The 22,271-nt window shown below is 30.0% G+C and carries 17 protein-coding genes and 1 tRNA gene; 9 read left to right on the forward strand and 9 right to left on the reverse strand.

Features of this window, described 5'->3' with window-relative positions; genetic code table 11:
• The first annotated feature begins 117 nt into the window (after positions 1-117).
• Together CEE44_00350 and argS are read left to right on the forward strand one after the other, a co-directional pair.
• Complete coding sequence (locus tag CEE44_00350) at positions 118-648, forward strand: hypothetical protein (GenBank protein TKJ16973.1); 531 nt, start codon at positions 118-120, stop codon at positions 646-648.
• A 184-nt stretch (positions 649-832) separates the two neighbouring features.
• Positions 833-2,587 (forward strand): arginine--tRNA ligase, encoded by a 1,755-nt coding sequence (gene argS, locus CEE44_00355; protein TKJ16974.1) that lies wholly within the window; start codon positions 833-835, stop codon positions 2,585-2,587.
• Positions 2,588-2,641: 54 nt separating this feature from the next.
• On the opposite strand, the gene CEE44_00360 is transcribed toward argS, so the two are convergent.
• A complete protein-coding gene (locus tag CEE44_00360) occupies positions 2,642-3,802 on the reverse strand; it encodes an NADH-dependent alcohol dehydrogenase (GenBank protein TKJ16975.1) in 1,161 nt (386 codons plus the stop codon).
• Positions 3,803-3,937: 135 nt separating this feature from the next.
• Between CEE44_00360 and CEE44_00365 the strand changes: the two genes are divergently transcribed.
• From CEE44_00365 to CEE44_00380, 4 genes are all read left to right on the forward strand, one after another.
• Positions 3,938-4,471 (forward strand): 30S ribosomal protein S6e, encoded by a 534-nt coding sequence (locus CEE44_00365; protein ID TKJ16976.1) that lies wholly within the window; start codon positions 3,938-3,940, stop codon positions 4,469-4,471.
• A 2-nt stretch (positions 4,472-4,473) separates the two neighbouring features.
• Positions 4,474-5,730: a translation initiation factor IF-2 subunit gamma gene (locus tag CEE44_00370; protein ID TKJ16977.1), complete on the forward strand. Its 1,257-nt coding sequence runs from the start codon at positions 4,474-4,476 to the stop codon at positions 5,728-5,730.
• 9 nt (positions 5,731-5,739) lie between these two features.
• Entirely contained in the window at positions 5,740-6,939 is a 1,200-nt protein-coding gene (locus CEE44_00375) for a hypothetical protein (GenBank protein TKJ16978.1), read from the forward strand.
• 134 nt (positions 6,940-7,073) lie between these two features.
• Entirely contained in the window at positions 7,074-8,051 is a 978-nt protein-coding gene (locus tag CEE44_00380; GenBank protein TKJ16979.1) for a hypothetical protein, read from the forward strand.
• A gap of 55 nt (positions 8,052-8,106) precedes the next feature.
• On the opposite strand, the gene CEE44_00385 is transcribed toward CEE44_00380, so the two are convergent.
• The 8 genes from CEE44_00385 to CEE44_00420 all read right to left on the reverse strand — a co-directional run bounded on the left by CEE44_00385 (position 8,107) and on the right by CEE44_00420 (position 18,349).
• Positions 8,107-10,638, reverse strand: a complete 2,532-nt coding sequence (locus CEE44_00385) for a hypothetical protein (GenBank protein TKJ16980.1) — start codon at positions 10,636-10,638, stop codon at positions 8,107-8,109.
• A 405-nt stretch (positions 10,639-11,043) separates the two neighbouring features.
• The gene (locus CEE44_00390) at positions 11,044-11,793 is read right to left on the reverse strand and encodes a hypothetical protein (GenBank protein TKJ16981.1); all 750 of its coding nucleotides are present in this window, start codon (positions 11,791-11,793) and stop codon (positions 11,044-11,046) included.
• Positions 11,794-11,855: 62 nt separating this feature from the next.
• A tRNA-Leu gene (locus CEE44_00395) sits at positions 11,856-11,961 on the reverse strand.
• A 48-nt stretch (positions 11,962-12,009) separates the two neighbouring features.
• Entirely contained in the window at positions 12,010-12,552 is a 543-nt protein-coding gene (locus tag CEE44_00400) for a hypothetical protein (GenBank protein ID TKJ16982.1), read from the reverse strand.
• A gap of 88 nt (positions 12,553-12,640) precedes the next feature.
• Positions 12,641-14,482 (reverse strand): hypothetical protein, encoded by a 1,842-nt coding sequence (locus CEE44_00405; protein ID TKJ16983.1) that lies wholly within the window; start codon positions 14,480-14,482, stop codon positions 12,641-12,643.
• Between the two features lie 74 nt (positions 14,483-14,556).
• Positions 14,557-16,056, reverse strand: a complete 1,500-nt coding sequence (locus tag CEE44_00410; protein ID TKJ16984.1) for an AMP phosphorylase — start codon at positions 16,054-16,056, stop codon at positions 14,557-14,559.
• An 18-nt stretch (positions 16,057-16,074) separates the two neighbouring features.
• Positions 16,075-17,067 carry a hypothetical protein gene (locus tag CEE44_00415; protein TKJ16985.1) on the reverse strand — a complete coding sequence of 331 codons (993 nt, stop codon included), beginning with the start codon at positions 17,065-17,067 and terminating at the stop codon, positions 16,075-16,077.
• 106 nt (positions 17,068-17,173) lie between these two features.
• Positions 17,174-18,349: a hypothetical protein gene (locus CEE44_00420; protein ID TKJ16986.1), complete on the reverse strand. Its 1,176-nt coding sequence runs from the start codon at positions 18,347-18,349 to the stop codon at positions 17,174-17,176.
• Positions 18,350-18,432: 83 nt separating this feature from the next.
• Between CEE44_00420 and CEE44_00425 the strand changes: the two genes are divergently transcribed.
• From CEE44_00425 to CEE44_00435, 3 genes are all read left to right on the forward strand, one after another.
• Positions 18,433-18,810, forward strand: coding sequence for a hypothetical protein (locus tag CEE44_00425; protein ID TKJ16987.1), 378 nt, complete (start codon positions 18,433-18,435; stop codon positions 18,808-18,810).
• 77 nt (positions 18,811-18,887) lie between these two features.
• On the forward strand, positions 18,888-21,098 hold the full coding sequence (locus CEE44_00430; protein TKJ16988.1) for a hypothetical protein: 2,211 nt from the start codon (positions 18,888-18,890) through the stop codon (positions 21,096-21,098).
• 12 nt (positions 21,099-21,110) lie between these two features.
• Positions 21,111-22,271 (forward strand): glycosidase, encoded by a 1,161-nt coding sequence (locus CEE44_00435; GenBank protein ID TKJ16989.1) that lies wholly within the window; start codon positions 21,111-21,113, stop codon positions 22,269-22,271.

A 22,271-nucleotide genomic window follows, 5' to 3' on the forward strand; every position in this document is an offset into this window, starting at 1 on the left:
TTTCTGAATAGTCTAATAGTTTATATCTTTTTCGAAATTTATGTTTTTGATAAATTCATTACTATATAGTAATTGTAGAACAAAGCTTTATATATTAGAAAATATCTAATAAATAAGATGAACAAAGTAAAAGAGATTTCATTAGCAGCAATAGTGGCAGGTTTAACAGTCGCAAGTCCACTAAACGCACAAGAATTAAAATTTGGAGAGTATAATGGTGGTCCAAACGGGGGGCTTAGATGGCATAATGGTAATGCATCACATTTTTGGGCATGTTTTTCGATATATGGGGTAGTAAAAGAAGGATCCCATTTAATATTTGGAGATGTAAATCAAGCAAGAATTCATGGTATTTATGCTACAGGTGCAGCAGCATTTGGAAAAGAAGCACTTGATTTATATTTAAAAAGAAAGGAGCCGAATTGGCCAGATTGGAATGGTGCGCTTAATGATTTGGCGTATGGTGCAGCAGGAGCAGGTGCTGCTTTTGTTGCTGATGAAGCTATGAACTATGCAGTTAAAGCTATTAAACAAGTATTTAAAAGAAATAAAAAAACAAATAAAGATCAAAATTATAGAGTAAACCTTGTACTCTCTCAAAACTTAGGAATAAATAGTTATAGGATTAATCTGAAAATAAATCTATGATTTCTTACTGGCCCTTTTCCTTTTCTCTTTTTTCATACGTTTTCTCTGCCATTTCCAACGCATTTGGCCTTTCTTTTTCCAACGGCTTGAACTTCTTTTCATTATACTATCTCAAGGAATAATACGCCCTTTTTAAGGTTTTCTATCCAAAACCTTAATAAATACCAAATATCTAACTTAAAATATGGACCAATTTAAAGAACATATCATTAAATTATTAAAAAAAGAGACAAAATTAAGTGATATCAACCTTGAAATACCTCCATCTTCAGAATTAGGAGATTATGCTTTTCCTTGTTTCGTACTATCGAAAAAATATAAAAAAAATCCAAATGAAGTAGCACAAGAACTAACTAAAAAAATAAAGCTGGATAAAACAATTAAAGAAGTAAAAGCAACAGGACCCTATCTTAATTTCTTTGTCAACAAAGAAAAATTATCAGAAGACGTTCTAAGAAAAATATCTAATGAAAAAGAAAAATATGGTATTCAACCAAAAACAAATAAAACAATCCTAGTTGAATATCCTGGTCCAAACACCAATAAACCATTACATTTAGGTCATGTAAGAAACATTTCTTTAGGTTATTCTCTATGTAATCTTCTCAAAGCAAACGGTCACAATGTAGTTGTAGTAAACATAAACAATGATAGAGGAATACAAATCTGTAAATCAATGTTAGCATATAAAAAATGGGGTAAAAATGATTCTCCTGAGACCCAAGAAAATAAAAAATTTTCTGGGCACCGAAAATCCAAAGGATTTTCTAGTGAATCAAAACTTAAGTCAGATCATTTTGTAGGAAAATACTATGTGATGTTTGCTAAAAAATCTAAAGAAAACCCGAAACTAGAGGACGAAGCAAAAGAATTATTAAAAAAATGGGAAAAAAGAGACAAAGAAACAATTGAATTATGGAAAAAAATGAACAAATGGGCTTTAGATGGGTTTAAAGAGACCTATAAAAAGTTTGATATTAAATTCCAAAAAGAATATTTCGAAAGCAGCACATACAAAAAAGGAAAAGAGATTATTTTGGATGGATTAAAAAAAAGGGTGTTTAAAAAAGATGAAGATGGCGCAGTATTTGTCGACTTAAACAAACAAGGGTATGGAAACAAAATTCTTTTAAGAGCAGATGGAACATCTGTATATATAACTCAGGATATCTATTTAGCAAAAGAAAGATATAAAGATTTTAAGTATGATAAATCAATCTATGTTGTTGCAACAGAACAAATCTATCACTTTAAAGTTTTATTTGAAACTCTAAAAATTCTAAAATTTCCTTTTGCAGATAAATGCTATCATTTTGCATATGGGATGGTGAATCTAACAACAGGTAAAATGAAATCAAGAGAAGGTAGTGTTGTTGATGCAGATGATTTAGTAAATGATATGATTAAATTGGCTCTAAAAGAAACAAAATCAAGAAATAAAGATATAGATGAGAAAGAGCTAAAAAAGAGAGCAGAAAAAATAGCAATGGGCGCAATAAGATTTTATATTCTAAAATATGATTCAACAAAAGATTTTACATTTAATCCAAAAGAATCAATATCATTTGAAGGAGAAACAGGACCATATTTACAGTACACATATGCCAGAATAAACTCAATACTAAAAAAATACAATAAAAAGATTGAAAATAAAGCTGATACCTCTCTGTTAAAAGAAAAAGAAGAACTAGAACTAATAACAACACTAAGCAATTTTAATGATGTTGTTAAAACAGCAGGAAAGAACTATAAAATACATACTATAACGAGGTATCTTCTGGACTTAGCTCAGGCATTTAACAACTTCTACCATACCTATCCTGTGCTTAAAGCAGATGAAGAACTAAAAAAAGCAAGATTATTATTGATTAGTTGTGTAAAACAAGTCATAAAAAATGGTTTAAATCTTTTAGGTATTGATGTCCTCAAAAGAATGTAATTCTTTTGGGACACAAAAAATCTTTGATTTTTTCATGTTCTAGAAAGAATGTGATTAATCAAGGGCTAATTCATATATTTTAAGAACATCTTCTTTCTTAAGTTTTAAAAAGTTTTCAATAGAACCTCCATCCACACATTTTTCTGCCATTTCTTCTAAATGTTTGTCGTCTATTTTTAATTCTTTTAAAGATGTTGGAAGTCCTATCTCTTTAAAGAAGTCTTTAGTGCTTTTAATTCCTTTTAGTATAATTTGCTCATCTGTGTCGTCTTTGATTCCCCAAACATTTTTTGCAAATTTTACAAATCTTTTTATGTCGTGCTTATAGACATGTTTCATCCATACAGGAAAAACCACTGCAAGACCAGCCCCATGTGCAACATCATAAAATGCGCTTAATTCATGCTCAATTTTATGTGATGCCCAATCCTCTTCTCTTCCAGTTCCAAGAAGACCATTATGTGCAACACAACCAGCCCACATAATTTCTGCACGATATTCATAATTATTTGGTTCTTTTAATACATTTCTGCAGTTTTTTATTATTGATTTTAAAGTTGCTTCACATAATTTATCAGTAAAATCAACATTTTTTGTATTTGTAAAATATCTTTCCATCACGTGTGCCATCATATCAGCAACACCACATGTAGTTTGAAAATTAGGTAGCGTCATTGTCAAATCAGGATTTAATATTGAAAATTTTGGTCTTAATATTTCACCTCCAATTCCTATTTTTCTACCTTCCTCTTCATTTGTAATCACAGTAGCACGGCTAGCTTCGCTTCCTGCAGCAGGAATTGTTAATATAACTCCCACTGGCAAAGCCTTCTCTATTTTAATTTGTTTTGAAAAAAAATCCCATACATCACCTTCATAATAAAATCCAAGAGCAATTGCTTTTGCAGAATCAATTACACTACCCCCTCCAACAGCCAGAATAAAATCTATATCGTTTTCACGACAAAGTTTGATTCCTTCTCTAACTAAACTTAATCTAGGATTTGGAACAACACCTGAAAGTTCTATATACTCTACTCCAGAATTTTTTAATGATTCAATTACTCTATCATACAATCCTGATTTTTTTATACTGCTTTTTCCATAATGGAGTAGAATTTTTTTGCTGTAATTTCTTGTTTCTTTCCCAACTAGATTTTCTGTATCCTTTCCAAAAATAATTTTGGTTTGGTTTTGATAAATAAAATTTTCCATATTACTACAAAACATAACTAATTTATAAGGTTTTTGTAACTTTTTTTGATAGTCAACAAAAACTTTATAAAGGCCATAAAATTCTTATAGCGTACTGAGGTTAACATAAGATTATCCTCGGGAGGAAATCTAAAAATGGCTGATTTTAAATTAACAATTGCAGATCCAAAAACAGGTAAGTGTGTTCAGCGTGAACTAAAATCTCCTGAAGCAAACATATTAATTGGTAAGAAAATAGGGGATAAAATAGAAGGAAAATCAATTGGTTTAGAAGATTATGAATTTGAATTAACAGGAGGTTCTGATTACTGTGGCTTTCCTATGAGAAGAGATGTACAAGGAGCAAATAGAAAAAGAATTCTAGCAGTAGAAGGCGTCGGAATAAAGAAAAAGGCAAAAGGAATTAAACAAAGAAAAACCGTTTGCGGTAACACAATTCAGGATAAAATTGTTCAAATCAATTTTAAAATATTAAAACAAGGCAAGGAAAACCTATTCCAGGCCAAAGGTGAAGAACCTAAAAAAGAAGAAAAGCCAAAGGAAGAAACAAAAGCAGAGAAAAAAGAAACGAAACCTGCTGAAGAAAAACCTAAAGAAGAGAAAAAGGCAGAAGTAAAAGAAGATAAGCCAAAAGAGGAGCCTAAAGAAAAACCAGAAGAAAAGAAATAAACATGGTTGAGAAAAAGACAAAAAAAAGCGAAAAAGCAATTCAACCAGAGATAACTATAGGATTCTGTGGTCATGTTGATCATGGAAAAACAACTTTATTAGAAAAGTTAAGTGGTAAATGGGCTGATACTCATTCTGAAGAAATAAAAAGAGGAATAACAATAAGGCTTGGTTATGCAGACACATCATTCTACAAATGTCCAAAATGCAAAGCTGCAAAATCATATGGAACAAAAGAAACATGTCAAAATTGTAAATCAAAAGGGAAATTATTAAGAAAAGTTAGTTTTGTCGACGCACCAGGTCATGAAAGTTTGATGGCTACTATGTTATCTGGAGCAGCTATAATGGATGGAGCTCTAGTTATGGTTGCAGCAAATGAAAAATGCCCTCAACCACAAACAAGAGAACACCTCATGGCCCTAGAAATAGTAGGCATAAAAGATATTGTTGTAGTCCAAAACAAAATTGATCTAGTAGATGAAAAACAAGCACTAGAAAACCATAAACAAATAAAAGAATTCCTTAAAACAACCCCATATAAAGATGCTCCAATAATACCTATATCTGCTCAACATAACGTCAATATAGATGTTTTAGTAGAAACAATAGAAAAAACACTAAAGACGCCTAAAAAAGACCTTAAATTAGATCCAATAATGTTTGTTGCAAGAAGTTTTGATATTAATAAACCCGGCACAATACCAAAAGACCTAATTGGAGGGGTATTTGGAGGCATATTAAAACAAGGAAAATTAAAAAAAGGAGACGAGATAGAAATAAGACCAGGATTAGAATTCACAGAGAAAAATCAAAAAGTATGGAAACCAATAAAAACAAAAATAACAGCCATAATGGCTGGGGGCGCACAAGTTGATGAGATTCAACCAGGAGGTTCTATGGGATTATTAACAACACTAGACCCTGGAATTGTTAAATCAGACTCTTTAGGAGGAACTATAATTGGCTTGCCTGGTAAACTACCAGATACCAAAGATCAGATTAAAATGGAAGTAAATCTCTTAAAAAGGGTTGTTGGTGCTAAACAAGAGTTAGATGTAGAACCAATAAAGCCAAATGAAACATTGATGTTAAATGTAAATTCATCTGCAACGGTCGGTGTTGTTACTAGTATATCGAAGAAAGATGTAAGTCTAAAATTAAAAAGACCAGTATGTGCTGAAATAGGTTCAAGAGTTACAATTTCGAGGCTTGTTGAACATAGATTTAGATTAATTGGTTTTGGCATAATAAAATAATTGTTTCTTATGACAAAAATAAAGTTTAAAGACCTAAGTTTTGAAGAAATGGATAATAAGATTAGAGTTTTCTTTCTAGATAATTATTATTTTGACATTGAAAAAGAAGATTTATCAAATATTGGTAAATTTAAAGTTAATAAAAACTCTATTGAGTTTTATGTTAATGATAATAAAGCAAGAAAAAGGTTCGATTTTCTTATAAATAAAGGTTTTGAAAATCTGAAAAACAAATTAACCCATAAAAAAGCAGTATATTTACATCAAAATATGGATATTCCCCTTATTGGTCTTAATTATTTTGGGATTATTGACAGAAATACTTCATTAATCGAAGTAAAGCCATTAACATCATGTAATTTTAACTGTATCTATTGCTCAATTGATGAAGGAATAAGCTCAAAAAAACAGACAGATTTTATAATAGAAAAAGACTTTTTAATTCAAGAGCTTAAAAAACTAATTAAAACAAAAAACTGTAATCACATTGAAACCTACATTAATCCTCATGGAGAACCTTTATTATACAAACCACTTGTAGATTTAATCAAAGATATATCAAAAATTAAACAAGTTAAAACAATTTCAATAAGCAGCAATTCTCTTTTATTAGATAAACCAAAAGTTGATGCACTTATTAAAGCAGGTTTAAATAAATTTAATCTTTCTATTAATTCTATAGATGAGAAAATAGCCAAAAAAATGGCAGGAACAAATTATGAACCAAAAAGAATTCTGGAAATCTGTAAATATATTTCTTCAAAAAAAGCAAAACTCTTTATTGCACCAGTGTTGTTGCCTAATTTTAATGATGATGAAATGCCAAAAATAATTGAATTTGCAAAGAAAATTAATGCTAAAGTATGTATACAAAACTTTCTAAATTATAGATTTGGTAGAAATCCTTGTAAATCCTTGCCTTTTGAGAAATTCTTTGAGAATATGAAAAACCTTGAAAAAAAGCACGAGGTTAAACTAATAGTTGATTCTACTGATTTTAATGTGATAGAAACAAATAAATTAGAAAAACCCTTTAAAAAGAATGATACTATTAAAGCAGAAATATTATTTGATGGAAGATTAAAAGGTGAAAAAATAGCTATGGCAAAAAACAGACTTATTTCTATCCCTAATTGCCATAAAACAGGGAAAGTTAAACTAAAGATTGTTAGATCCAAACACAACATATTTGTAGGTATTCTAATTTAGATTGTTTTCTATAGATTTTCGTGAGCTGTTAAGTCAAAGGTTTTGAGGTGACGTTTACTTAACAGCTCAGATTTTCGAAATATTTATATAAGATAACATTTTTTAGTACTGATAAGGGGTGATGGTGTAATAACATGAAAAAAGCATTATTATTACCATTTATGATTCTAATTTTATTAGTTAGCACTGTATATGCTTTAGAAGATGGTCTTAGAATAAGTGATCTTACAATATATCAGGATTCAGACCTACAAAGAAGCATTGGAGACGGATCTGTTTATAATGAGTTTATCGTACCAGGAGGAGATATAAAATTTGAAATAGAATTAGAAAATACATTTATAGATAAAATAGATATTGAAGATATAGAAATAAGCATCACTCTTTATAATATAACAGAAAATGAAGATATATTTGAAGATGTTTCATCTTTTGATTTAAACTATGATAAAACTAAAACTAAAAGTATTAGATTAAATATCCCTGATGATGCTGAAGAAGTTCAAAAAACAGTTGAAATAAATATCCAAGGAATAGATGAAAATGATACAATTCATAAGATTGATTGGTTTGTTTATCTTAATATAGAAGATGAAGGTCATGATGTAAGAATTTACAATACACAATTAAATCAAACAATAGTAAATTGTGGAGAAACAGTAAAACTTATTGTATGGATTGTTAATGATGGGAAACATGATGAAGAAGAAGTTGTCTTAGAAATAGAAAACAAAGAACTTGGACTACATAATGTTTATGACAATATCGAAATTGATGAAGATGAAAAATATGCTAAAAGAATTCTTTTAAATTTTGATAATGTAAATAAATCAGGCAAATTTCCTCTTCAAATAAAAACATATTATAAAGATGATCATTTAGATGATTTAACTACAATAGATTTATGGGTCAATCAATGTAAAAATGTTTTAGTTATTGATGATGAAGATATATCAGAAGAAGAAAGTGATACTCAAACAACAGCACCTCAAACTAATATAGATGAAAGCGATACAAAAAAACAGAATATACCAGTTATGTTATTGGCTTTTTTTATAGTTATTTTAGTAATACTTATTATAATAGTTGTTGTTTGGTTAATAAAAGAATAGAATTCTCAAGTTTTATTTAAAAAAAGAAAAAATAAAGGAAATAAATTCCTTATTTTTATTCAGCTGCTGGTACACCAACACTAATGTCAGTTAGACTTGTTCCAGTAACAACGACTTCCATACCGCTTAAAGCATAATTTCCGCTTTCAGCAAGTACTCTGGATGCTCTTTGTGTGTCGTCTGCTTCCCATCCTGCAACAATTACAGCAACAGTTCCATCAGTTTGTTCAACAAGTTTAATTAAACCTGCATTTTCTGGTATTCCGGAATCTGTACCATATGCTGGATAAGACTTACCTGTTAAAGCTGCAGTAGCTCTGTTAATAGCTGGACCACCTACAACTATCAAGTTTTGGTTTGTATAACTTGATAAAGATGTGTCCAATACAGCTGCTCCAACTTCAATTTTGGTAATTGCTACTGATTCACTTCCTGCTGTTGTTGATACCTGAGAAGCTTTTGAACCAATATATAGGTTTGCATATGTCTCTTCACCAGGATATGTTAATTCTATTACATACTGGTCAGCAACTTTGTCTTCAATTACTTGTGTAGATACTTGGGATTGAACTAATCCTACATATCTCTTTGAGTTATCAATAGAGTATGTCTTGTCATTAGACAAGTTGGTCTTAGCAACAAGCTTTACATGTGCTTCTGTATCGCTGTTAAATGTTGCATTTAACTGTAGGAATCCTGTTCCACTAGCAATATTTTCGTCTTTGTCTTCTTCTGTTACATTCATTGTCCAAGCTGGTGCATAACAGTCTTTACTACCATTAAGACCAGTACCGGTTGCATTCCAACTAGTAAGGTTTAGATGGATACTTTTACTATAATCTCCACCTGAACAATTAATATTTGCTGTAATAATGCCGTTTGACAAATTGTATTCTGTATATACATCAGTTGCTGGCAATCCTAACTGCAAACCTTCTGCTGTAACTAAAGTGCTGTTTACACAATTACTATCAGATAGTTTAAAGGAAACATTACTATCAGTTTGAGATAAATTCATAACAGTAATTGTCATATCTGCTGCATCAAAGGTTTTAGTTACCTTTTTATTTTCAGCAATAACTGTTCCTGTGTAGTCTTTAACAGTAATTCCGTTTGTATCATGTACCTTACTTAATTGAAGTACTGCTGTTTCTGCTTCTTTACCATTTACCTTTGTAACTACAAAGTATTCATCTGTATCCATATCTACATAAAAGTATTCATCAGTACCAAGACATGTTCTTGTAATGAGTTTTTTAGTAGCTGATGCTCCTACATTATTAAAATCACCATCACTATCACTATCATATAAAAGATCTAATTTTACATCATAGTCTTTTACTGGTGCTGCTAATGTAATTGTATCATCTGAGCTGCCATATACAGATATCTCTTCTTCTGCACCTCTATAGAATCCATCCATATAAAACTTAATAGATTCTAATCCAGGCATAACAACTTCATTACCATCTTCTGTAATAAACAAGTCATCATCTGCTGTCCACGCAATCTCTATTTTTTCTAATGCAGTTTTACTAGCACTTTGACTTGTAGTTATATATACATCTACATTACTAATGTCTTCATCATCCATGCTAAGTTCTTCACCACCTTTCATGACAATTTTCTTAGCACCTAGATAAAACTCAACCATATCCTGAGTTACATCTCCTGCTTCATTAGGTAGAATCTCTCTTGCTCCAATATTAATTCCATCGGATAATTGATAGACATCGCCTTTTACCATTGAATCTGTAACTTCTCCATTAATCTTAAACTTAACTTTACTATTTGTATCGTCTATGATTAATGCTGTTACTTCATACTCTTTTCCATCAATTGTATAGGTTGCTGTCTCTCCTTCTTCAAGAGTAGGTTTTAGAGCTCCTCTCATTAACGAAAGTTCTGCAGTAGATGCAGTATTATTTTCAGATCCAGTAATATCAAAGACCTCACCTAGCATTTCAATTTGTCTATCTTCCAATTCAGTTAAATCACCATCAGAGTTTACACTTGATTTTGCATTTTTAGTAAATTCAAGTGTATAATTCAAAACATTTTTGTTTCTAGATATTGAAAGACCAACTACTGGTTTTTCATCTTCATAGTCTTTGTCTGCAAAAAATTGTATATGGTGGTCTGATGTTGATCCTAAGCTAATCTCTTGTTCATAGTCATATTTAGCTCCTTTTGCAGTTGTAAATGTTCCATCTGCCAATATTATTGGAAGGTGTGTATCTGAAAGTTTAGTCCTAATAGTAGTCATATTCTCTCCTACATTAAGCTTGTCAGAAGATTTATCAAACTTAAACACATCTCCAACTGTTGATGTCACTGCACTTGTTCCTGTGGATCCGCCCACTGCTACTGCTTGTAATGAAGAAATCATATCCATTGCTCCAAGCATATCTTGTGTGTCTCCGTCTGCCCCTATTACTAATAATCCATCAAACTTACCATCTTTGATGAACATAGGTGCAGGATATTCGCTAAGGTCAGCTGCCATAGCACCCAGAACTGTCGCTCCAAGCATTGTTGCTCCTGTGCTCAATGCCACAATTCTTTTTACTGTTTTTCTTAATTTCATAGCTTATAACACCTCCGTGTTTGTGCTATACATGGAAACTTTCATGTTTCCTCTTTTTTAGCATCCATCTGGATACATTATGGTTTGTATAAAACCATTAAACATATTTTCTTTCGCTCAAACCATTATATATAGTGTTTCAAACCCAATATATATTTAGGGATATATATTCAAGTTTTACTTTTTATATATTCAAAGTTTTTGCTTAAGCATAATAGAGATTAGTCTCTATCATCCCTAATACTACTGGCTATTGTAGGTAATAAACTCTTTATAAAGATTTCGCAATTAGACTAGATATGTTTAGATTGAATAATATATTAAACCCTCAAACACTTTAAAAAAGGCAATATAGAAGGTTGTTACTTTAAAATGGTATAGAATCTATGGTTTAAAAACATGAATCTATTTCATTAAGCTTTCTACTGTATTTCCAACAACTAGAATTCTGGGTTTTATTACTTTTGTTAATCCACTAAGAATAGGATTATAATATTTTGATTGAGGATCACTATATCTTTGTTCAAACTCTGCTAATCTTTGTTCAATAGGTATAGATTCACCATTAAGATTTGTTAAATCAGCATAAAGAGTTATTTGTTGATTCAAAGTATAAGGTAAAGCAAAATCTTCTATACTCAATGGTTCATCTGTTTTTGAAAGATCTCTTCTTAGCTGTTCAACTTTTTCAATAAACAAACCTATATGATCTTTATACAAAGCCCCATCTGGGAAATTAGACCCTCCTAATTCTTCATAAAGTGCAAGATCGGGTGGGATTATAGAAGCCATTTCTCTTAGTACTCCTTCTCTTTCTGACTTTAATCCCCCATTTATTAATCCTAAATTTTTATCGCCTTCTGTTAATATTAAATGTGCTGCCCCTACTTCATGATATTCGTGCCCCCCATATACCTTACCAAAATCATGCATATATCCTGCTGCTCTAATAATCTCAGGATCAATTAAATTTTTCAAAGAAGGATGTTTTTCAAGAATTATATTAGCTATATTATATGCTATTCTAGCTGTATCAATAGAATGATTAGCAAAGCCACTAGAATCAATAATAAAATCTTTATCTGTATTTGATTCTACTTCAGATTCAATTAATTCTCTAGCTCTTTCCTCAGTAATAAAATTTATTTCACTCATATATTATAAGTAAATTTATAGTATATAAATCTTTCTATTTGTTACTACTACTAAGAAACAAATGCGGAGAGGAGGATTTGAACCCCCGTAAGCACTAAGCTAACAGGTTTCTGCAAACAAAGTTTGTTTACCTAAGCCTGTCCCGTTTGACCGCTCCGGCATCTCCGCATATGTATAAATCAACAGAAATGAGTATTATATAAATATTATGGTTAATTAAGATTTAACACAATCTGAACAAACAAGAACATTATCTTTTTCAATAACCTTTTCAGAATAATTTCCACAAAGATTACAAACTCCTTCTTTTTCTTTAACACTATGAATTGGTTTTCTTTCTTCTTCTTTTAACTCAAACTTTTCTACTAATAAATCAAATAATTGTGGTTCTATTTTAAGGACATCTTTTAATGTCAATAATCCAACCATCTTTCCACTATCTATTACAGGTAAATGTCTTATATTATGATCTTTCATTATAACCAAAGCCTCAAATATATCCTGTTGAAGCTCTGCTGTGTGTTTTATCTTCATCATAACTTCTGATACAATCTCTTTTTCAGGATCAAGACCAAGAGAAACGCCCTTTCTTACAATATCTTGTTCTGTCACAATGTAAAGAACTTCATTATCATTTATTATCAAAGCACCAACATGGTTGTCTTTCATAACATTTGCACATTTCATTAAAGAATCATCTTTACCAACCATTACTGGATTTTTCGTCATTGCATCACACACTTTGTATCCTATCTTCATCTCAAAAAGAATATGAAAAATTAGTATTTAAATATTTAGGTCATTAAAAACATACTAAGAAAAAGATAGGATTTACCGTGTATAAAATTTAAGAATTTACTAAAATTTCTACATCTTTGCCAAAGATCTTTTTTAGATTTTCAAAGACTGGTTTTTTGATAAATGCTTTAGGTATTTGTTCAATCTCAGATAATGTTTTATCTAGTTCATCAAAAGAACTTTTCTTTAATGTGCCAAAACTTCCATCTGGGTTTAATTTTACCTGACTAATTTTCTTAGCTTCTTCACTAACATCATGTATTACAAAAGCAACAGCTCCAAGCAAAACAACTTCTCCGTATTTCTTGCCATATTTTACCTTGATTTTTGATCTTTCTAATTCTCCAACTCTTTTTCTCTGGATATATTCCACCATAAATTTGATTAGTTCCCTTGTATCTTTTTTGACTTTCTCAACTTCTGTTTTTGTTAACTTCTTTTCATCATAATCTTTTTTAGCTTTAAATGTCTCATTAAGTATTCTTAAAAATTTAGCAGGTATTTTTCCTTTTGACGTCATTTCACTCTCAAACACTTTAACAATCTCTTTATCAGGAATTTTTTCAATACCTTCATTCTTTAGTATATCTCTTATGATTGTAATAACAGATTCATATATACTCACAACATCTTGTTCTGATTTTATAACACTTATCTGCTCAAATAATCTTTTTATTCTTTTGAGATATTTTTTAGCATGAGATAATAGATCATCTACTTCTTTCCCGGTTATTTCTTTTTTTGTACCATGTTCAATTTCTTTTCTTAAAGTGATTATTTTCTCGAGGATACTAATATAATTAGCTTCTAAAAGTTTCTCTTTTTGCACAAAGATTTGCTTCATAAGCTCTGGTGTTTCTCTCGGTGTAGGTGGAGGAATACCCAACATCATTAATGCTGCCTGAGAAGGCGTCAAGAGAGCATAATATATATCCTCTATACATATATCTTTAAGCTTGAAAGTAACTCTTTGGAGCATCTGTTCTCCAGACGACATAAACATATCAATAGCTTCTGCACTTGGTTTAATCTTACCCATTCTAAGCAATAATTTCCAAGGCATAAATACTCCTCTGTCATAAAAAGGAACTCCATCTCTCAATAAAGTAAAGATTATTGGGTTTGCTTCCTTTAGGCTGTCCCAGAAATCAGTCAAAATATAAATTTGAATATTTAATTTGTTTTTAATACCAGTCATCTCTCCAGCTTCAATACCCATACCAATAATTATAGCCCTTAACTTATCCCTTAACTCCACTCTTGTCATCTTTTTAACATCTGTATCGTCGATAACTATCCAGACATCAATATCAGATGTTTTTGTAGATTTACCTTGTGTTAAAGAACCTGCTAAAACATAGCTAACTATATACTTTTCAAATTTCTTTAGAACCATTGATTTATGTATTTCAGCTATTTTTATTGCAGCCAACATTCCATTATCATACACAGGAGCAGACATAGAAACCATCTGTAATAATTCATATTTTCCATCATAACAATTTTGCCATAACTCGCTTAACAAAATTATTTCAGGAAATATTTTTTTATCTGTTTTCTGTGCCATCTCGATTATTATAGTGGATAGTTTTTGATGTAATTCCATCTTAGACATTGTTTTACTATCCATGTCATCAATTAAAACCAAGACGCTTATCTTATCTTTATCCTCTTCCTTCATCTTTTGCATCTGTTCAGGTTTAGGGGGAGGTAATAAAGAAACAGCCACAATATACTTATCAAATTTTTTAGTTATCTCTTTTTGGAATTTAGTTAATTTTGATTTGATTGTTTTTAATTTCTTCTCTAACTCTGGAGGCAAAGGTGGTTGTTTAGAATTAACATTATTTGGTTTTACAACATCTTTATTTTTATCATCTTTGTTTGTCATTGTTGCATCCTATTCAAGTAACAACTTATGAAATTAATTGTGAGTATTTAAAGGTTTTGTTTAGATATTTTTATCTATTGTTTAATAACCATGCCGTCTAATTTGATAAGGGCTTTTTTTGCAAAATCTAATTTTATTTTGTTATGAGCATAAATTGTCAGAAGGGTTTCTCCTTTTTTTACATAATCACCAACATGTTTATGTAAATAAATTCCTGCTCCTTTATCATTTGGTGCTCCTGCCACTCTCGCTATTTTACAGATTGCTCTGTTATTAATAATATGTAGTTTCCCATCTTTATGTGATTTTAGGTCAAATTTTTGATTGCCGATTTTTATTTGATTAGGTAATATTTCTTTTCCTCCCTGAGCTTTTATAATCTCAATAAATTTTTTATATGCTTTTCCAGATTCAAGAATATTTTGTGCTTTTCTAAATCCCTGCCCTTTCTTAGCTTTTCCACCCATTTCTAACATAATACCTGCCATCATTAAACTCTTTTTCTCTAAATCTAAAGGTCTTTTCTTATCTCTTTTCAAAACATATAAAACATCTCTTGCTTCTAATCCGGGCCCAATACCATTGCCAATTGGCTGTTTTCCATCAGTTATAATTACTTTTGTTTTAATTCCAAGCTTTTTTGATACTTCTTCAAAATCTCTTTTTAATTTAGCTGCTTTATCTTTATGAGTTATTTTTGAGCCAACCCCAACAGGGATATCTATCAATAGGTATTTGGTTGAAACACTTGCTTTTTTAGACATAACAGAAGCCAGTAATTGTGATTCAGCGTCAATACTTAATGGCCTTTCAACATTTATGATTTTATCATCTGCAGGAGACAAATTTAAACTTCCTCCCCAAACCAAACAACCATTTGTTTTTTTAACAACCTTTTTCATTTGTTTAATATCTAAAGAAACATTTGTAAACACCTCTACAGTATCTGCTGTTCCTGAAGGAGAAGTTATGCTTCTCGAAGATGTTTTAGGAATAGTTAATCCAGCAGCAGCCACAATAGGCACAATAATCATTGTTGTTCTATTCCCAGCTAATCCCCCAACACAATGTTTATCAACAACTACACGATTCTTAAATTTTAATATATCCCCTGTATCTCTCATCGCTTTAGTCAACCAAACAGTTTCTTCCATATCTAACTTATTAGCATAACCTGCTGCAACAAAATATGTCATTTCAGATTCTTGGAGTTTGTTATGAACAATATCCCATACAATTTGATTAATCTCTTTTTGTGTTAGTTTACGACCATCTAATTTCTTTTTGATATATTCTAAGGAAATAGGTTTTCCAGCTGGAATTATCTCAACCACATCATTATTTTCAGCATCTATAGCATCAATAATTTCCTCAAATAAGCCAATATAACCTCTTCTAACTGCTTTGCCGCTTTCTGCTATATCTAGAACAATTGTAGCCTCTTTTTTTCCTTTTCTTACTTTTATTCTATCTAAAGAATGTAGATCAAGTTGAGAAGCATCTTCTTCATTTAAGATAGCTACTAAAATGCCTCCTGTAGATATATTCATATCTTTGACTTTAAGTCTCTTCATTTTATAGATATCTTGTTATTAAATAGTAAAAGAATCTTTTTCTTCCTGATATATTTCAATAATAGTCATTAATAAAGATAGTATGACTGGTCCAATAACAATACCTACAGGACCAAAAGCCACAAGACCACCCAAAACACCCAAAGCAATAATGATGGGGTGTATATCTGCTCTTGTACCTATTATCTTGGATCTTGTCCATATATCCAAGAACATAATGATTAATCCTGCTATTACCAAGACAAGAACTTTAATTGGTTCTCCTTGCACAATATAATATATAGAAGCAGGAACCCACACAAGTGATGCACCAATAGCAGGTACTAAAGCCAATAGCATAATTATTATTCCTAAAAGTAAAGCAATTCTATTTCCAATTATAGCAAAACCAATCCATCCGACTATTCCTTCTATAAGTGCTATTACTAAATAACCATAAACAACACCATTAAGTGTTTCAGCAAACTTCTTTAATAGTTTGTCTTTGTGACCTCTTTTCAAAGGCAATAATTCACTCACCCCATCCCAAATTGTCTTGCCTGCTTTTAATAAAAAGAACACAAGCAAGAATATAATTAATATGTTAAGAATTTTTTTTGGTACTGAAAATAAAAATGAAGAAGTATTTCTTGTTATGCTTGATGCTAGATTTGTTATAGTCCCACTAATATAAAATCTAACTCTTTGGTTTGTATTTACAGCATCTACCATACTACAAAATAAGGTTTCTTTTTCACATTCTATTCCTGTTAATTCTTTATCTTCTATTAGTTTTATTGTTGCATCATTATATATATCTATAACTTCATTAGAAACCATATTAAGTATAAGTATTGATGGGATTGCTATTATTAATACAATCAAAAAAGCTATTGTAAATGCACTAAGATTTTCTCTTTTTGTTTTATTAAGTATTTTTTTATAGAAAGGGTAAAAGACAAAAGCAATTATAAAAGAACTTAGTATTGCCATTAAAAAAGGTTTTAGAATTATGAATGAAAGATATACCATTGCTAAAAAAAATCCTATAAAAAAATAATTGTTTAATTTAGACTTGATGTAAATCACCTCATTAGCATTATTAAAACATTTCAGTTTATAAATGTTATGTATAGGATTAGTTAGGTAGAGTTTTTTCTAAATAAGGGTACAACAACATTAATATTACAAACAAAAGTATACCTAGAGTTAAATAACCAATTTTATAAGATTCTCTCATTACAAAACTTATACCAAAAGCAACGATTATTTGAAATGCTAATTGAATCTGGTTCTTTACAGAAAGCATTGTTGCTTTATAATGTTTGTTATTAAGAAAATTTTTTAGAAAATATCCATTGATTAGGTGATTTCTTCCCCAGAAATACCCCATTAATAATGAAAACATAAATCCATTTAGATAAGGATTAGAAAAATAAGAAGTTGATAATAAAATCAGAGGAAATAAAAATATTTCAATTTTAAATATTTTTTTCATACCAATCTTTTGTTCAAGTAAATGAGCGTTATGTCCTATAAAAAACCAAAACAATCTTGAAAGGCCCATTACAAACCCAATTAATATGATAGGGTAACCAAGAGATTCTAGATATACATATCTATAACCATTTGTTGCCATAATAAATCCCCCTATAGAACCAACAAAAATAGCTGTTGGATAAAATTTAGGATCAATTGCTGTTTTGACAATATGAAAAAAAGATTGAGGTTTGCCCTGTGCAATATGATAACACTCTTCAGGAGATTTAAGTGATAATACAGCTACTAAACCTATCAAATCGAATATTAAGTTTATTTTTAGTGGAAGCACTATTGAAATTTCGGTTAAAAAAGGTAAAAGAATTATAAGTAATGCGCTGGCTAATGAAACATTAGCAGCAATCTTACTCATAATTTTTGTAAATTCTTTTTCCTTGTTAAGACACGATATAGTGTTATGAATAAAAGCAGAACTTGTTCCAGAAGTTGCTGCAAACGAAAGTGATAATAGGGCAGAACCAGCAATAAAATGATATAAAGATTGAGCAAATATAAAAGAGAATAAAGATAAAATCATCAATATTTTAGCTAAAATTAAAGTTCTCTTATGGCCAAATATATCTGCAAAATAACCACTAGGTATTTCAAATAAAAAAGATGCAAAATAACCAATTGCTACATATGTTCCTATTTGTTGAGCATTTGTATTAGGTAATGTTAAAAAATAAATTGCAAGGATTGGTATAAAATGTCTTCTCTGGCTTAGACTAAAAATAAAAAATTTCCATAAATTGTTTGATAAATCTTTTTCCATTTTATATAGATTATTTGTTTTGTTTAAATATATTCTTGTTTTGAATCCAAAAATTTATAATCACTCATATATTATCATAGATTATGTCATCAGAAGGAACAAGTAAATACCTAATAGAAGTTAGATTACTTCCGGCTATAGCTAAATATAGGCAACCAGATGGAACAATTGATTTTAGTAAAATTCCTCTTGAAGAAGTAGTATACCTACAAATTGATAGGGTGCGCAGACTTGATCAAACAATACAAATACAAGAGTATCCTTCTGGTATAAAAAGTTTATATCATCATCCTATGATAAGAGATTTTAGAGATGCTGTTCATTGGCATAAAAGATTTCCAACAGATCATAGTAGAAATGAAATAAGACGTTATAAAAAAGAAGAAGCAATTAAATCAATAAAACAAACTCAAGGATTACTAAACTATCTTCTAACACCACAAGGTATACCAAGAATATAATTTTTTTCTTAATAGATTGAATATATTTATATATGATTATGTTTTTTATTTAGTTAAGAGGTATGTGAGGTGTTTAATTGAAATCAAAAAATCAATCATATGTTGCTTACTTAAGCAGTTACCCTCCAAGAGAATGTGGCATTGCTACATTTACAAAAGATTTAACAAATTCTATGAATAAGAGATTTAATCCTCAGCTAAAATCAAAAATAATTGCCATAAATGATAATTCTACTAATATATATAATTACAATAAGAAAAAAGTAATCATGCAGATTAATGAAGATGATATTGAAAAATACATTAATATGGCCAAAGAGATTAATCAATCAAAAAAAATTAAGATTGTTAATATCCAGCATGAGTTTGGTTTGTTTGGTGGTGATGATGGAAATTATTTAATCCCTTTTTTAGAAACTTTAGAAAAACCAGTTGTAATAACATTTCATTCTGTAGTTCCTGATCCAGATGAGTCAAGAAAAAAACTTATACAATTTATTGTGTCTCATTGTTCTGCAGTCATTGTAATGGCCAATAAAGCAATAGAAATATTAAGAGAGGATTATGAAGTTGATACAGACCATATACATGTAGTTCCTCATGGAATTCCAGAAGTCCCATTTCAATCAACTAAATCTGCTAAAAACAAATTAGGATTACAAGATAAAAAAGTTTTATCTACTTTTGGTTTAATAAATAAAGGTAAAGGAATAGAATATGTAATTGAATCTTTACCTCCTTTAGTAAAAAAATTTCCTAATCTTTTATTTTTGATAATAGGCGAAACACATCCTGTTGTGAGGAAAAATGAAGGTGAAACCTATCGGAATAGCTTAATAAAAAAAATAAAAGACCTTGGTCTTGAAAAAAATGTCAAATTCTATAATAAATATCTTGATCTTCAGGAAATCATAGATTATTTGTTAGCAACAGATATCTATATGTCTTCAGCATTAGATCAAAATCAAATAGTAAGTGGAACTCTTTCATATGCATTGGGTTGTGGTAAAGCAATTATCTCAACACCCTATCTTTATGCTAGTGAGGTTCTATCTGATAATAAAGGCATATTAGTTAAGTTTGCAGATTCAGAATCAATAACCAAGGCTATAGACAAAATATTATCAAATAAAAATTTTAAAAAAGAGTTAGAAAAGAACGCATATGATTACAGTAGACGTATGACTTGGTCTAATGTGTCTACACAATGCTTAAAAATTTTTAATCAGATTGAGAGATTAAGAGAAGGAGTAACAAAAAAATATCCTGCTATTAAATTAACTCATCTTATGACGATGACAGATGATTTTGGAATTATCCAGTTTGCTAATCATTCTAACCCTGATAAAAACTCTGGTTACACTGTAGATGATAATGCAAGAGCACTAATCGCCACAATTAAGCATCATAGTTTATCTAAGTCAAAATCCTCTCTAAAACTAATAAATACTTACCTCAATTTTTTAGAACATTCACAAAATAAAGATGGTGATTTTCATAATTTTATTGGTTATGACAGAAAACCATTGTTGAATAAAGGATATACAGCAGACGCTCTTGGAAGAAGCATCTGGGCTTGCGGTTATACTATTTTTAAAAACAATAAAGATGATATAAAATATAAAGCAAAAAAAATACTCACAAAAACTCTGCCTTTAATTCCCAAACTAGAGTCTCCAAGAGCAAAAGCATTTACAATACTTGGCCTTTACTATTATAATGAAGTCTACAAAGATAAAAAAATTGTTTCTCAAATAACAAAATTAGCTGATTCTTTAGTAGAAGGCTATAAAGAAGAATCATCTGATGATTGGAAATGGTTTGAAAAAATACTTACATACTCTAATGGAAAATTGCCAATGTCTCTATTTGCAGCTTATCAGGCAACAAACAAAAAAGAGTATTTAAAAATTGCTGAAGAGAGTTTGGATTTCTTATCAAATCTAACATTCCTTGATAAAAAGTTTGTTCCAATAGGACATAAAGGGTGGTACAAGAGGGATGGTAAAAGAGCCTTCTTTGATCAACAGCCAGTTGATACATCTGTAATGGTTCAGACTTATTTATTTGCATACAAAACCACAAAAAACCCAGAGTATTATGATAAAGCTATTCTTGCTTTCAACTGGTTTTTAGGTAGAAACTCTATAAATCAGATGATGTATAATGAATCAACAGGAGGGTGCTTTGATGGATTATCTCCAACTTCTGTTAATCTAAATCAAGGAGCAGAATCAACAATAGCTTATCTATTAGCAAGATTAGATCTAGAGGAAATAAAGAAATAAATATTCTTAAAAATGGTTGTAAAAACACTAAAAGATAAAATTGTTTTTGGACCAGACTATGTTAGTATTGATTTTTGTCCTGTAGCAAAAGACACAGGCCAAGAAACTTTTCTTTTAGGAACATTTAATCCAGGTATGACTCGGTTAAAAAATGGAAATGTGCTTCTAATGATTAGGATGGCTGAAACATTAAAAGGATTTAAAGGCAAAGATGTTGTATATACTCCTCGAATGGATCTAAAAAAGAAAAAATTTGTTTTAGATACATATCCTAGAAAACATGTAAAATTCAGTGATCCAAGACATTTTGATATTAAACAACCAAATGGTGAAACAGCCATAAGATTAACTTCTGTCTCATGGTTATTGCCTGTTGAAATGAGTCCAGATGGAATGAAAGTAGTTAAAATTCATTATACAAAAGCGATTCTTCCAGAAAAAGTTTACCAGGAATATGGAATAGAAGACCCTAGAATTACAAAAATAAAAAATAAATACTATATGACTGCTGTAGGAGTTAGTCCTAATAAAATTTGTACTTGTATGTATGAATCAAGCAATGGTCTTGATTATAAATTAAAAGGAGTTATTTTTGGAAATCAGAATAAAGATGTTGTTTTATTTCCAGAAAAGATTAAAGGAAGATATGTTGCACTAACAAGACCAGAAGGGCCATCTAATATTGCTTTCCCTTATGAACATGGTTCTCTTGTAGGAGGAGAATACATCAATATTTCCTATTCTCCTGACCTTAAATACTGGACTCCTTATGACGAGTTTTTATTAACACTAAAAAAGGATAGTTTATTTGATAAAAAGATTGGCAATAATTCTCCACCAATCTTAATGGATTTTAATAGAAAAAAATATTGGTTTTTCTTGTTTCATGGTGTACAAAGTGGAACTAAAGGAGTAGGAGTCTATCGTACTTTTGCTGCATTGCTTGATAAAAATAATCCTACAAAAATTTTCAAAATTAAATATAAACCTTTTTTAGAACCTAATCTAAAATTAGAAAAACGAATTAGAGAAATACTATTACTAAAGAATGTTGTTTTTACAACAGGTATGATTCCTGATGGTAAAGATTATCTAATCTGTTCTGGTGAGGCAGACACAGTAGTTAGAATGACAAAAGTTTCAAAAGAAGCTATTGTAAAATTTTTCTCTTAA

The organism is Candidatus Woesearchaeota archaeon B3_Woes (assembly GCA_005222965.1).
Classification (GTDB): domain Archaea; phylum Nanobdellota; class Nanobdellia; order Woesearchaeales; family B3-WOES; genus B3-WOES.